Below are 14,081 nucleotides of genomic sequence, written 5' to 3'. Positions count from 1 at the left end.
GTTTTTTTATTTAAAAAGTTAAGTTGATTTTAAATCCATATCGCTTAGACGTTGGTGCTGAAGAGTTTTCAATACCCTGGATTCTACTAGAGCCAAAGGATGTTATTTCTGGATCGTAATTGGTGTATCTTGGTACATTTGGCGCAAAATACCATAGGTTATTACCAAATGCGCTTAAAGAAATTTTACCAAAAGGCGTTTTTTCCAACCATTTGGACGGCACATCGAAGGTTAAATTCAACTCTCTTAAACGATACACCGTACCATCGAACACCGTACCTTGATCGGTTGAGTTTATGCCCCAAGTATTGCTGGGGCCTCCTCCTGTAAAGTACAAATCGTTTGTATCGATTTGCGTTGTATTAGGGATTCGGTTTCCGTTACTATCCAGAGTATAGTTTCCATTTACATCACCATAAAACCCAGGGATAATGTGGGTACGCTCTCTATCTTCTGTATCTTTGGTAACCCCTCTTCCTAAAAGAGAGCCTATGCTTATAGACTGAAAGTCTCCACCTTCTCTCCAATCGAACTGAGCCCGTAACGACCAATTTTTATAAGTAAACGTGTTGATAAAGCCCATTTTAAAATCTGGGGTTGGATCGCCGATTATATCACTTTTTGGATCTTGGAATATCCATCCTGTAGATTGATCGATAATATAATTACCCTCATCGTCCCTTTGGTGTTTGGTACCAAAAAACACGCCGAATGGCTGCCCTTTAATAGCATAAGCTATCTGGTTTCCGTCCAATCTTATTCTTTCAAGGCCTTCAACCAACTCGGTAACCTCATTGGTGTTTTTGGTAAATGTGGTAAATATGTTCCATTTAAAGTTCTCGGTTTGAATGGGCACTAATGTTAAGCCAATTTCCACTCCCGTGTTGGTCATTTCCCCTATATTGGTATTAAAGGATGTAAAACCACTTGATCTAGGAACAGAAACCGGTGAAATTAAATCGGTTGTGGTTTTTTTGTACCAAGTAAAATCTAGGGCAATGCGTCTTTTAAAGAACTCTAAATCTGCACCAATTTCAATTTCGTCTGTAAACTCTGGAGTAATAGATTGATCTCCCAAACCAGTTCTATTACCTATAACAGGAACAGATGCAAAGGGGATTCCTAGAGCAAATGTAGTACTTAAAAACTCTGCACCTGCATCGTTACCAACCGATGCCCAACCACCTCTAAGTTTAGCAAACGTTAGTACGTTACTGTTTAATTTGAAAGCTTCGGTAACAATTAACGACAAACTTGCTGATGGATAAAAGTAAGATCGATTATCTATGGGTAAAGAAGACGACCAATCGTTTCTTCCCGTACCGTTTAAAAACAAAAAGTCCTTATAAGACAATGTTAAATCTGCAAATACACCTACATTTCGTTTTCTTAAAAACCCTACACTAGTAGGGAGAAACAAACTGTTTTGATTTGAAACCGTTACCGTATTTGCCAACGTGTAAATGCCCGGTGATATAAAGGTAGTTCCTAAATTAACATCTCGGGCAAAAGAATTTTGGTAGGTATTAAAGCCTGTAATAACCGATAGATCTAAATCTTCTGTTAGCGTATAATCAAAGTTCAATAGAAATGTAGATTCTAGATCTTCGATAGTTACATTATCCAAAGTAATTGTTCCGCCTGTTAAAGCTGAAGCTATGGATTGCGGGTGCCTTATTTCTTTTCTTTCGAGATTATACTTGTTGTAACCCACTTTAAACGAGGCCGAAATATTATCGTTAATGGGCACACCAAAACTTAAGTTTGTAACAATTCTATTTGAATTTGTAATAACCTGATCGTTCTCCCAAGACCATAACGGATGGTCCCAACCTGTGTTTGGAATTACAGAACCTCCAGTTAATGGATTGGTATAGGGAATTGATAAATCCCAAGTACGCCCTAACCACAATGTTCTTGCAAAAGAAGCTGAAGACCCCGAAAATTGATTGTTGCCAAAAAACCCGCCCACTTGCTGCGTATCAGAATAACTTGCAGAACCGCCAATACTAATGTTATTGGGCAGTTTAAAATTTCCGCCCGCAGAAAAAGAAGTTCTGTCGTAGGTATTAAATGGGATGTAGCCTTTTTGCTGCAAATCAGACAGCGTTACACTAAAACTACCATTTTCGTTTCTTGAAGATGCCGTAATCGAATTATCTAAAACAACACCTGTTTCAAATAAATTCTTAACATTGTTTGGCTGTGCTACATAGGGTAAGGTTTCAATTAACCCAGGCCCGTAAACATCTGGAAAAGCAGTTACCCAGCTATTCCAAACGGGAATGGTTTCCAAGGTATCGAAAGCTGGCCCCCAAGAGCCGTTGGAGCCTGCATTAAAATTAAACTGTGTACCTTGCCCGTATTTATTTTGGTACTCTGGTAAGTTGGCTATTTCCTCAAAATAAGTACCGCTACTCACATTTATACTTAATTTATTATTAGCACTTCCGGCTTTTGACGACCCCGATTTAGTTGTAATTACAATTACACCATTTGTAGCCCTAGAGCCATATAAGGCCGCTGCCGCCGCACTTTTTAACACCGATACAGATTCAATGCTGTTAGGATCCAAGCTGGAAATACCAGACTCGTAAGCACCGCCACCAGTAGTTTGGCTTGAAGTTGTTACTTGAGAATTATCATAAGCAATGCCATCTACAATAAACAAAGGTTGGCTGGCTCCACCTATGGTAGTTTGCCCGCGTATGCTTATTTGGTTTGAAGCTCCGGCAACACCGTTAGAGAAATTTACATTTACACCAGCAACTTTACCGGATAGCGAGCGTAGTAAATCGGGTTCTGAATTTTCAAGGATTTCTTCCGATTCAACCTGACTTACCGCATAGCCCAAGTCCTTGGCATTACGTTTTATCCCAAAAGCAGTAACTACCACTTCCTCTAACGATGTAGTGTCATCGCTAAGCTGCACGTTAATTGTGTTTGATGTTCCCACAACAACCTCTCTGGTAGTATAGCCAATAAAGCTAATTACTAGAGTAGCACCTTGGTTTGCCTTAATCGAGTAATTGCCATCAAAATCTGAAGACGTACCTGTTGTTGTTCCTTTAATTAAAACAGTTGCTCCCGGAAGCGGCAGACCGGAACTATCTGTTATGGTTCCAGACACTGTTTTTTCTTGTGCAAAAGATAATTGCACAACAAACGCCAGTAATAGCGTTAGTAATCCACTAAACTTTTTTTTCATTTGTTCTTATTTTATGAGTTAGTCTGCGCAGATTGTAGAAAAGGAAGGCAGCAAAGAAATTTTTTAAAAGACTAATTCAAAAAAATTATACTCTACGAAATGAAATCAAAGTTTAGAGAAACCCCGAATTTTTTTAAAAGCAAAGCTCTAAACACTGCCTCACCTTTTACAATTGCAATAGTAAAGGAAGCGGTTTAATTTGCGTTTTATGTCAAGTTTGATTTAAAGCATACATTAAATGATTTAAGTATGCTTTTTTGCCGGTTAACTGCATTAACACATTTTTAACGCCCTAAAACTAAAATATACCTTAACTTACGTACAGCCACAATAGCAAAAAAACACCAATAAACACCTTAAAAACAAGCGCTTAATCAAATAAAAAAATTTTTAGAAGCCAAATTATATTATATTGATTTAAAACCCATTATTTCTGAATTGTACTAAAGTTATATTGATTTGAAAACCCTTTTTTTTGATGTAAAGAGAAATAATGCAACTTAATTAGTTGTTTTTTTGTGTTAGTTTAGAATACTTAATTAATAGTTTTTTAATGTTTGCTCCTATAAAGGCCATAATAATAGATGATGAATTCTTAGCGAGAAAAAGAGTCGCTAATCTATTGAACGAGATTAAAGATATTGAGGTTATTGAAGAGTGCAGCTCTGGTAAAGAAGCCATTAAGGCTATAAACAACAAAAAGCCCGATCTTATTTTTTTGGATATCCAGATAACCGATATGACTGGGTTTGACATTCTGAAAGAGGTAGATGAATCTATCAGGCCTCTAATAATTTTTATAACTGCTTTTGATGAATTTGCCTTAAAGGCCTTCGATTTTTTTGCTTTTGATTATTTACTAAAACCCTTTAAGGACGAGCGTTTTTTTCAATCTACAAACAAAGTAATCGAACTATTTTCTTCAAACAAATCTAATGCACTAAATAAAAAAATAAACAATCTATTAAAGTACATTAATAATCCCAATGCCAGTTTCCAAGACATTAAACATACCAAGCTAGCTATTAAAGCCAATGGTAAAATTTCGTTTATTGAAAAAAACGACATTAAATACATACAAGCCTCTGGTTATTATGCAGAGATTTTTACCGAACAAAAAAAATATCTTTTAAGAGAATCGTTAAACTCTCTACTCGACCAATTAAAATCCTTTAACTTTATAAGGATTCACAGATCCACCATTATTAACTCTGCTTTAATTAAAGAAGTTCTTTACTCCAATTATGGCGAAATTGATGTAAAAATGATGGACGAAAAATTATTTAGAATTAGTAAGACCCATAAAAAAGAGTTTCAGAAAAAAATGGGAATCTAAACAATTTGTTTTTTTATGATAAAAAAATTAAAAAAGTACCTAGACATTAAACTAATAGGCATTTTATCTTTTTTCTATTTATTGTTTGTAATTATATATGCATCAAAAAACGCTTACTTAAGAGTGTTAATGAATAGTGAAACAGACTGGGGCGAATTTGTTTTTGGAAACTTATTAGATTGGCTCCTTATAATTATATTCATGGTTTTTATAGCCATTACTACAAACTACTTAATGAGCAAAAAAACCAAGCTAATCTACATCGGCTTTATACATCTGTTTTTTTCTTTTTTTATTGGGGCTTTCACGCTTGGCATATCATTAGTTGTAAGTAATATTAGAAACCCTTCGGAGCTACTGGATTTCTCTTTTGAGGCGTTTTGGATCTCTTTTATAAGGTTAGTGGATTTACATTTTTTAATTTACATGTCTTTGGTGGCATTAATCTATACCTACTACTACTTAAAAAAAATGCAGGAAAGTAAAATACAAACCATTAAACTCCAAGACCAGCTTTCTAAATCGCATTTAAAATTTTTACAATCCCAAATGCACCCGCACTTTTTATTCAATACCCTAAACGGTATTCATTCCTTAATGGATATAAACATTGAAAAATCGAAGAACATGGTCGTAGATTTAAGCGACCTGTTAAGAAATGTTTTAGATAAAAAAGATGAAAATTTAATTGAATTACAGGAAGAACTAAAAATACTAAAAAAGTACATTCATATTAAAAAAACGCGCTTTTCCGATCAGTTAAATATCCATCTTAATATTGAAATGGGATTGGAAAACGTGCTAGTACCCAACATGCTTATTCAGCCCATAGTAGAAAATTCTACCAAACACGGTTATGGCTCCGATTCTATTTCGTTGGAAATTGTAATTGACATCTATAAGAAAAAGAACAAACTTGTTGTTAAAGTTGAAAATAATGGCAAAGCCTTAAAGGAAAACCTTAGCGTTCTGCTTAAAAAAGGAACTGGTCTTAGCAATATTAAAGAAAGACTAGACAGTTTGTACGGCAAAAATTACAAACTTAGCATATATAATAAAGCTGGTAAGGTTATTACTAAAATTAGCATTCCTATTACATTTTCAATTTCAGAAATTGATAAACACTACTAGTCCTTTTTCCTAACTACCTGCTCCCATTTCCAAGCAGAACGCATCGCATCATCAAGCGTTAGTTTTGTTTTCCATCCAAGCTCGTTATTGGCTTTAGCAGTATCTGCATAGGCAGAAATAACGTCGCCTTCTCTTCTGCCGACAATTTTATAATTAAGTTTTTCTCCTGAAACTTTTTCGAAAGCTTTAATAACTTCTAAAACAGAGCTGCCTGTTCCGGTTCCTAAATTAAAGGTTTCGTAATTGGTTTTGTTTTTGTTTTGTAATAAACGGCCCAGAGCTACAACATGCGCTTTGGCCAAATCGACCACATGAATATAATCACGAATACAAGTTCCATCTGGCGTAGGATAATCGTCTCCAAAAACCGATAACTGCTCGCGAACACCAATAGCTGTTTGTGTAATAAAAGGCACTAAGTTTTGTGGCACTCCTATTGGCAACTCTCCTATTTTAGCCGTTTCATGAGCACCTACTGGATTAAAATAACGTAAGGCTATCGCTTTTAAATCTGGAGTAACTTTACAGGTATCTCTTATAATTTCTTCACCTATTTGCTTGGTGTTTCCGTAGGGCGATTCGGCTTGTTTAACAGGTGCGTTTTCTGTTATTGGCAATTCATCGGCTTGACCGTAAACCGTACACGACGAGCTAAAAATAAATGAAGCAGATGGTAATTTTTTTAATTCTTTTAAAATATAAACAAGCGTAGAAATATTATTTTCGTAATACAACAAGGGTTCTTGCACACTCTCGCCTACGGCTTTACTTGCCGCAAAATGGATAACGCCTTTTATATCGCTGTGCTTTGCAAAAAAGCTTTCCACTTTTGGCCTATCTTTTAAATCTAATTTTTCGAATACGGGTGTTTTTCCTGTAATTGATGTAATACCATCTAAAACGTTTTCTGAAGAGTTTGATAAATCGTCAATAATAACAACCACATAACCTTCGTTTTGTAATTCTACAACCGTATGCGAGCCTATAAAACCTAAGCCGCCTGTAACTAATATTTTATCCATTTATAAAATTTTTAAGAGTTGATGTAATGTATTCTATTTGCTCATCATCCAATTCTGTATGCATTGGTAACGAGATAACCTCCTTTATTAATTGATTTGTAACCTTAAAATCGGATTCGTTATATCGAGAATCTGCATAGGCTTTCTGCCTGTGTAGAGGGATTGGGTAATACACGCCACACGGAATATCGTGAGCGTTTAAATGTTTTACCAAAGCATCCCTATCTACACCTTTTAATTTTAATGTGTATTGATGAAACACATGGCAATCGCAAGCATCGCATATACCATCGCAATTATTTACAGTTACTGGTGTAATTATATTTTCAACACCTTTAAAGGCTTCATTGTATTTTTTTGCAGCGGTTTGTCTTGCTCTGTTGTAACTATCTAAATATGGTAATTTGGCATCTAAAACGGCTGCTTGGATACTATCTAAGCGCGAATTTACCCCTACAACATCATGGTGGTAACGCTTATACATACCGTGGTTAACAATACCTCTAATAATGTGCGCTAAATCATCATCGTTTGTAAAAATAGCACCACCATCGCCATAGCAACCCAGGTTTTTTGATGGAAAAAAAGAAGTGGACGATACATGCCCTATAGTGCCTGCTTTTGCCTTAGTACCGTCTTTGTAAGTGTAAGTAGCACCAATAGCTTGTGCATTATCTTCAATAACAAATAAATTATGTGCTTTTGCAATATCCATAATAGCCTCCATATTAGCACATTGCCCAAATAAATGTACCGGAACAATAGCCTTTGTTTTTGGGGTAATGGCTTTTTTTATGGCTTCAATGTTTATATTAAAATCGTCTGGATTTACATCTACCAAAACGGGTGTTAAATTTAGCAATGCGATAACCTCTACGGTAGCTGCAAAAGTAAAATCGGCAGTTATTACCTCATCGCCAGGTTTTAGGCCCAAGCCCATCATGGCAATTTGCAAGGCATCGGTACCATTGGCACAGGGAATTACGTGTTTTACATTGTGGTACTGTTCTAAGTGCTTTTGGAATTCATGAACTTTGGGACCATTTATAAACGAAGTGGTCTCAATAACTTCCTGAATCGATGGGTTTACAACATCCTTTATTTGATTGTACTGACCTTTGAGGTCCACCATTTGAATTTTCTTCATATAAAAAAATTTACAACTCGTTCATATTAAGAAAACAAGCTTTATTGTAATGCATAATGCCAATAGGTATTTAACGCTGCGAAATTACAAAATTCATAAGCGTTAACCAACGTATTTATTTTAAAGAAATGTATTTTAGCACTAAAGAAATAAAAGTGGGATTAATTTACAACACAGGGATTCGTATAGCAAAGTTTGGATTAAAATGTTTAGCGCCAGTTAATAAAAAAATTAGACTTGGTGTTAAAGGACGAACCGAAACCTATACTATTTTAAAAAACAACATTAGCAAAAACGACAAAACCCTATGGTTTCATTGCGCTTCTTTAGGCGAATACGAACAGGGCCTTCCTGTTTTTCAAGGCTTGCGCAAACATTACAAAACACATAAAATTGTACTCACTTTTTTTTCGCCTTCGGGCTATCAAGTTCGTAAAAACTCGCCCATTGCCAATGTGGTTGTTTATTTGCCTTTAGATACCAAAAAAAATGCCTCAAGATTTTTAAATATTGTAAACCCAGAACTCACTATTTTTGTTAAATATGATATTTGGCCCAATTTTTTAAATGAATTAAAATCAAGAGGATTAAGAGCCCTATTAATTTCGGCAGCATTTAGAGACAATCAATCGTTTTTTAAATTCTACGGAAAAACATTGCGAGACGCCTTATTTACTTTCGAGCATATTTTTACACAAAACGAATCCTCTAAGGTTTTATTGGAATCCATTAACTACAACACCGTTACGGTTTCTGGCGACACCCGGTTCGACAGGGTTTCCAATCAATTAAAAACAAACAACCAGCTACATTTTATCGAAGATTTTAAAAACAATAAGCTCTGTGTGGTTGCTGGTAGTTCTTGGCCAGAAGACGAAAGCTTATTCGTTAATTTCATTAATTCTAAAGTTCCAGAAAACATAAAATTCATCATAGCGCCTCACAATATAAAATCTCAACAAATAAAAAACTTAAAGGAAAAACTAAATACCAAAACCGTTTTATTTAGCGAAAAAGAAGAAAAAAACCTCGCTGATGCAACCGTTTTTGTTATAGATACCATTGGTTTGCTATCTAAAATATACAGTTATGCCGATATAGCTTATGTTGGTGGCGCCATGGGAAACACAGGCTTGCACAATACCTTGGAACCCGCGGTTTTTGGCATACCAATTATTATTGGCCCCAACCACACTAAATTTCCGGAGGCAAAATCTATGATAGACAATAACGGGATGTTCTCAATCTCCAATCAAAAAGAATTCAATTTTATTTTAAATGAACTGATAGAAAATAACCGGAAAAGGCTGTACTCGGGCAAAAAAAACTCAGAGTTTATAATAAAAAACAAAGGTGCTGTCATCCAAATACTCGATTACCTGCGTATATAAGATGATTTTAGAAGCAAATGTTAAAAATTCGTCCCTCTAAAAATTTGGATTTAACAGGAAGTTATTACATTAGCAGTCTAATAATTATTATTAAAAAAATTAACACTAACACAAGAAAAAACAAAAAACCAATGAAAAAATTATTTTTAAGCACTGCCTTATTATTAGTACTTAGTTTATCATTTACTTCATGCAGAGACACAAAAAAAGCTGAAAATGCTGTTGAAAACGCTGTTGAAGCAACCGAAGAAGCTGCAGAAAAAGCTGCTGATGCCGTTGAAGACGCCGTTGACAACGCAGGTGATGCAATAGAAGACGCTACTGATGCTGCTGGAGAGGCAGTTGACAAAGCTGTTGACGCTGCTGGTGATGCCGCTAACAAAGCTGCCGATAAAGCTGAAGAAGCTGTTGATAAAGCAGCCGAAGCCGCAAAAAACAAAGTTAAAGAAGTTACTGGCGGCAACTAAGAACCAACTACAATATTTACAAAAAAACCACCTAATAGGTGGTTTTTTTTATTGCTATACCTAATCTTATCTCTATATAATACACGAGTGGGATTTACATAAAAAGCAAATACACCATATTAGGTTGTGGCGGTATCTTATATTAACCCTCGCAACTTGTGCATTCTTTCTTTTGCCTAAATTTCTGAGCGGCGTTCATGCTGTGTTGGTAGTACAACGATTTAATTCCCAGTTTCCAAGCGGTAACATATATCTTATTAATGTCTTTAACCGGCATATCAGGGTGCACCATTATGTTTAAAGATTGCCCTTGGTCTATATGATTTTGCCTGTTTGCAGCTTGGTAAACAATGGTCATTTGATCAATTTCAGAATAGGTTTTAAACACCTCTTTCTCATGGTCTGTGAGCTGCTCTAAATGCTGTACAGAACCATCGTAATCGCGAATGCTTTTCCATATTTCGCTGGTATTCAATCCTTTTTCCTCTAAAAGTTCGACTAAAAACGGATTTTTAATAGTAGTTTTAATTTTAGCTATATCCTTTACGTAGCTATTAGACCAAATGGGTTCGATACCTTGAGATACTTGCCCCAAAATAAACGCCGAAGATGTTGTAGGCGCCACGGCATTTAAGGTTGTATTGCGCCTTCCGTAGCCTTTTAGCACTTCGGGTTCTCCAAAAAGTTTGGCTAATTCTTCTGATGCTTTTTTAGATTTTTCTCCAATGGCTTTAAATATTTCACTATTCAAATTAAAAGCTTCTTGACTATCAAAAGCCAACATTTTAGACTGCAATAAAGAGTGCCAACCTAAAGCGCCCATGCCCAATGCCCTGTTTTCTTTGGCAAAATTATAGGCTTTTTCCATGAACATGAAGGTTTGCCTATCATCTCTATTGTCAGAATCCCTATAAACTTCTAACTTGGTTATAAATTCTTCTAAAACGGCATCTAAAAAGTACACCATGGTTTCTACCGCATCGGTATCTTTCCACTTATCGTAATGTAGTAGGTTTATGGATGAGAGTACGCAAACAAAAGACCACCTGTTGTTTGTTGGCAACATAATTTCTGAGCATAAATTACTGGCGTAAATTTCATGCTTTTTTTCTTGATATACTTCTGGCGCAGCATTGTTTGCATTATCCCTAAAGAAAATGTAAGGGTAGCCTATTTCGCCTCGGCGTTGCAAAACTTTTGCCCAAATGGCTCTTTTGTCGGTATCACCATCAATCATTTCTTGCATCCATTCGTTACCTACGGTTACGCCATGTGTTAATTCTTGTATTGGGTTTCCTTCTGTTCCAATTTCTAAAAATTCATGAATATCTTGGTGTTCTATGGGTAGATATGGTGAAAATCTCCCGCGTCTTACTGAACCTTGACTTACCACATCTACCATTTTTTCGAAAAGCTGCATAATGTGAACTGCTCCTGATGATTCGCCATTGTTTTTTACAGGTGCGCCTCTATGGCGTAGTTTGCCAAAATAGCCAGAAGTTCCTCCACCTAGTTTAGACATCATACCAACTTCGGATTGGGTATAAAGAATATCTCCCATATCGTCTGATATGTGCGAGCCAAAACAGCTAATGGGCAGGCCTCTTTTTTTACCAAAGTTAGACCAAACCGGTGAAGCTAGCGAATAATAGCCTTCTGCCATATAGCCATAAAACTTATCTGCAAAGCCATCAATTTTTAATATTTCTTCGGCTCTAAGGGCAATTTCCTTAATGCGTTCTTCTGGTGTTGTGCCTTCTGTTAAGTAGCCCGAAGATAAAAATTTACGGCTATTATCTGTTAACCATTTTATTTCCGGTTTTTTGCCGGCTTCTTTTATTGCTTGGTTTCTGGCGTTGATTAATTCGTTGAATTTTGAAGGCGTTGCTTCTTGGTGCAGGTTTTCTGCTGTGGTTTTGTTGGTGTAGTTGCTCATTTTTTAAAAAAGGTCGTCGCTGGTTATACTTTTTGTTCTTTTACTGTAGTTTATAGATCGTTTTACAAAGAAATCGCCGTGTTTTGTACCTATAATTTCGTCGTCAAACCATTCGGTTTGTTCAACTAATTCTTGATTGATATCAAATACCTTTTCAATACCGATGCTTTCCAGTGAGTTGTTAAATCTGTTTTTAATAAACTCGTTAACAACATTTTTAGGCAAGAACTCTAATTCTCCGGCTTCAAAAATCCAATCTATTATTTTGCTTTCAGATTCAAAGGCTTCCTTACAAAGGTCTTGTACAAATGTGGCATGATCTTGATCGAACCAAGTTGGGTTTTCCGTTTTTATTATTTTAATTACGTCTATCCCGAAATCGCCATGTATCTGCTCTTCTTTAGAGGTCGCCTCTACAACGTTAGAAACCCCTTTAAGCATGTTTTTGTGCTTATTAAAAGCCATGATTATTAGAAACTGAGAGAACAAAGAAACGTGTTCTATAAACAGTGAAAACAATAAAATGGACTCAGAGAACTCTTTGTTGTCTTCGCTTTTCGCGTTTTTTAGGGCGGTTTCCAAATAGTGAACCCGACGCATAATTACCGGTTTCTTCTTAAGGTGTTTAAACTCGTTATTAAGCCCTAAAATTTCCAGTAAATGAGAGTAAGCATCATGATGGCGCACCTCGCTTTCGGCAAAAGTAGCACCAACAGATCCTATTTCAGGTTTTGGCATTTTATTGTACAGATCGCCCCAAAAGCTTTTAACCGCAACCTCTATTTGCGAAATGGCCAGCATGGTGTTTTTAATGGCGTTTTGCTCTACTACGGTAAGTTTGGTTTTAAAATCCTGTATATCGCTTGTAAAGTTAAATTCTGAATGAATCCAATAAGAATGCCTAATGGCATCTACATATTCGTATAAAGCCGGGTACTCATAGGGTTTTAAGTTTATGCGCTTTTCAAAAATATTGGTTTTCCTATTTCTAGCCTGCTCATCTCTATATAGAATATAGGCTTTGGCTACATCGTGAAATGCGCTTTCCATTAATTTTTCTTCAACAAGATCTTGTACCTGCTCTACGGTTGGCACATATTTATTGTCTTTTTCTTTTCTTTCCAACAAGGCTTTTAAAACATTTTGGGCAATGGCATTGGCGTCTTCTTTAGTACCGTTTCCTACAGAAAGCATTGCTTTTTCAATGGCATTTGAAATCTTGTTTAAAACAAAAGGACTTGTTTCGTAATCTCTTTTAATAATTTGTGTAATCTCCATAGTTTATATTTAACAGCTTTGTTATTGCAAGAATAATGTAAAAATAATCTGGCTTTGTTTTTGCGGTTTTCTGTTTTCCAAAAAGAAATACAAGGCCAGTGTTTTGCAAAAAAAATTAAGATCCTCCTTCGTTTTTTTAAACTTACAAAAAAGAAAATCCAACTTTATTTGCTCTTAACAAAGGTTGCTAAATGTTATTAAAAAAGAAAGAGGGTTTTATAAACCTTATCAACAAGTTTTTAACAAACAAAAAATAGCACTAATTACAAGAAGTTTACACATTAATTTTATAAGTATCTATCTATCAGGCTATTGTGTTTTTTGAGCAAGCGTAAAGTGAACATAAAAAGTAAAGAATATATAGCCTACACCCCTTGTTTTACTAGTGTTTTTAGAAGTTGCTCTACAAAGTTTTGGCAACTTTTTCCAGCTCTAAATACCAGTCTTCTCCAAACTTTCTAATTAAAGCCTCTTTTACAAATTTATAAACGGGCACTTGCAGTTCTTTGCCAAGTGAGCAAGCATCGTCGCAAATGTCCCATTTATCGTAATTTACCGCCGAAAATTCAGAATAGGCCTTTACCCGAACGGGATATAAATGGCAAGATACTGGTTTTTTCCAAGAAATTTCTCCTTGGTTATAGGCCTCTTCGATACCGCAAAGAGCTGTATTTTTTTCGTCAAAAATCACGTAGGCACAATCTGCATTGTTAATTAAAGGGGTTTCTAAATCGCCAAATTCCGTAATTATGTGCGTGCCTTGTTTCTCAATAGCCTCAATGCCTTCTGGTCGCAAAAAAGGTTTTATTTTTGGATAGATAGCTTTTAATATTTGAATTTCATCCTCATCAAGCGGTGCACCGGCATCGCCATCGATACAACAAGCCCCCTTGCAAGCCGATAGGTTGCACACAAAATCTTTTTTTATAATATCTTCTGAAACTATGGTTTTCCCTAATTGAAACATGCTGCAAAAATAGAGAAATTCTTTATTTAGTTTTACGCTTTAAGCATTGTTTTTGTTATACCACAATGAATTATTAATCTTTCCATCTTGCGAGAACCTCAATTTTATAAGCTTGCTTCAACATATAATGCCCAGGATTTTTTTTTATTTATTGTTACAAATCAGTATTAATCATCTACTTTTGCCGAAAAATTAAAA

The 14,081-nt window shown here is 35.6% G+C and carries 10 protein-coding genes; 4 read left to right on the top strand and 6 right to left on the bottom strand.

Going from position 1 to position 14,081, the window contains the following annotated elements; all coding sequences use genetic code 11:
- Nucleotides 1-10 precede the first annotated feature (10 nt).
- A complete protein-coding gene (locus ACFSQS_RS11520) occupies nt 11-3,208 on the bottom strand; it encodes a SusC/RagA family TonB-linked outer membrane protein (RefSeq protein WP_388018794.1) in 3,198 nt (1,065 codons plus the stop codon).
- Between the two features lie 553 nt (nt 3,209-3,761).
- Here ACFSQS_RS11520 and ACFSQS_RS11515 point away from each other — a divergent pair.
- Nucleotides 3,762-4,544 carry a LytR/AlgR family response regulator transcription factor gene (locus ACFSQS_RS11515; protein ID WP_388018791.1) on the top strand — a complete coding sequence of 261 codons (783 nt, stop codon included), beginning with the start codon at nt 3,762-3,764 and terminating at the stop codon, nt 4,542-4,544.
- A gap of 15 nt (nt 4,545-4,559) precedes the next feature.
- Nucleotides 4,560-5,675, top strand: a complete 1,116-nt coding sequence (locus ACFSQS_RS11510) for a sensor histidine kinase (RefSeq protein WP_388018788.1) — start codon at nt 4,560-4,562, stop codon at nt 5,673-5,675.
- Here ACFSQS_RS11510 and galE read toward each other — a convergent pair.
- Nucleotides 5,672-6,697 carry a UDP-glucose 4-epimerase GalE gene (galE, locus tag ACFSQS_RS11505; protein WP_388018785.1) on the bottom strand — a complete coding sequence of 342 codons (1,026 nt, stop codon included), beginning with the start codon at nt 6,695-6,697 and terminating at the stop codon, nt 5,672-5,674. The genes ACFSQS_RS11510 and galE overlap by 4 nt on opposite strands.
- A complete protein-coding gene (locus ACFSQS_RS11500; RefSeq protein ID WP_388018782.1) occupies nt 6,690-7,844 on the bottom strand; it encodes a DegT/DnrJ/EryC1/StrS family aminotransferase in 1,155 nt (384 codons plus the stop codon). Before ACFSQS_RS11500 ends, galE begins: the two co-directional genes overlap by 8 nt.
- A gap of 128 nt (nt 7,845-7,972) precedes the next feature.
- Between ACFSQS_RS11500 and ACFSQS_RS11495 the strand changes: the two genes are divergently transcribed.
- A complete protein-coding gene (locus ACFSQS_RS11495; RefSeq protein ID WP_388018779.1) occupies nt 7,973-9,235 on the top strand; it encodes a 3-deoxy-D-manno-octulosonic acid transferase in 1,263 nt (420 codons plus the stop codon).
- A gap of 131 nt (nt 9,236-9,366) precedes the next feature.
- Nucleotides 9,367-9,702, top strand: coding sequence for a hypothetical protein (locus ACFSQS_RS11490; RefSeq protein ID WP_388018776.1), 336 nt, complete (start codon nt 9,367-9,369; stop codon nt 9,700-9,702).
- Nucleotides 9,703-9,844: 142 nt separating this feature from the next.
- Here ACFSQS_RS11490 and ACFSQS_RS11485 read toward each other — a convergent pair whose 3' ends face one another.
- The 3 genes from ACFSQS_RS11485 to ACFSQS_RS11475 form a co-directional block, all read right to left on the bottom strand.
- A complete protein-coding gene (locus tag ACFSQS_RS11485) occupies nt 9,845-11,638 on the bottom strand; it encodes a ribonucleoside-diphosphate reductase subunit alpha (RefSeq protein WP_388018773.1) in 1,794 nt (597 codons plus the stop codon).
- 3 nt (nt 11,639-11,641) lie between these two features.
- Nucleotides 11,642-12,916, bottom strand: coding sequence for a ribonucleotide-diphosphate reductase subunit beta (locus ACFSQS_RS11480; protein ID WP_388018770.1), 1,275 nt, complete (start codon nt 12,914-12,916; stop codon nt 11,642-11,644).
- A 403-nt stretch (nt 12,917-13,319) separates the two neighbouring features.
- Nucleotides 13,320-13,883, bottom strand: a complete 564-nt coding sequence (locus ACFSQS_RS11475; protein WP_388018767.1) for a DUF3109 family protein — start codon at nt 13,881-13,883, stop codon at nt 13,320-13,322.
- Between the last annotated feature and the right edge of the window lie 198 nt (nt 13,884-14,081).

Origin of the sequence: Gelatiniphilus marinus (assembly GCF_042684345.1) — a bacterium.
Classification (GTDB): Bacteria; Bacteroidota; Bacteroidia; order Flavobacteriales; family Flavobacteriaceae; genus Gelatiniphilus; species Gelatiniphilus marinus.
Note: the sequence above shows the minus strand (reverse complement) of the source record. Positions and strands in the feature narration are given on the sequence as shown.

Bases quoted from the DNA above. Each gene is read 5' to 3' on its own strand.
- ACFSQS_RS11500 (WP_388018782.1), bottom strand. From the start codon at position 7,844: ATGAAGAAAATTCAAATGGTGGACCTCAAAGGTCAGTACAATCAAATA.
- ACFSQS_RS11480 (WP_388018770.1), bottom strand. From the start codon at position 12,916: ATGGAGATTACACAAATTATTAAAAGAGATTACGAAACAAGTCCTTTT.
- ACFSQS_RS11495 (WP_388018779.1), top strand. From the start codon at position 7,973: ATGTATTTTAGCACTAAAGAAATAAAAGTGGGATTAATTTACAACACA.
- ACFSQS_RS11485 (WP_388018773.1), bottom strand. From the start codon at position 11,638: ATGAGCAACTACACCAACAAAACCACAGCAGAAAACCTGCACCAAGAA.
- ACFSQS_RS11475 (WP_388018767.1), bottom strand. From the start codon at position 13,883: ATGTTTCAATTAGGGAAAACCATAGTTTCAGAAGATATTATAAAAAAA.
- ACFSQS_RS11510 (WP_388018788.1), top strand. From the start codon at position 4,560: ATGATAAAAAAATTAAAAAAGTACCTAGACATTAAACTAATAGGCATT.
- ACFSQS_RS11490 (WP_388018776.1), top strand. From the start codon at position 9,367: ATGAAAAAATTATTTTTAAGCACTGCCTTATTATTAGTACTTAGTTTA.
- ACFSQS_RS11515 (WP_388018791.1), top strand. From the start codon at position 3,762: ATGTTTGCTCCTATAAAGGCCATAATAATAGATGATGAATTCTTAGCG.
- ACFSQS_RS11520 (WP_388018794.1), bottom strand. From the start codon at position 3,208: ATGAAAAAAAAGTTTAGTGGATTACTAACGCTATTACTGGCGTTTGTT.
- galE (WP_388018785.1), bottom strand. From the start codon at position 6,697: ATGGATAAAATATTAGTTACAGGCGGCTTAGGTTTTATAGGCTCGCAT.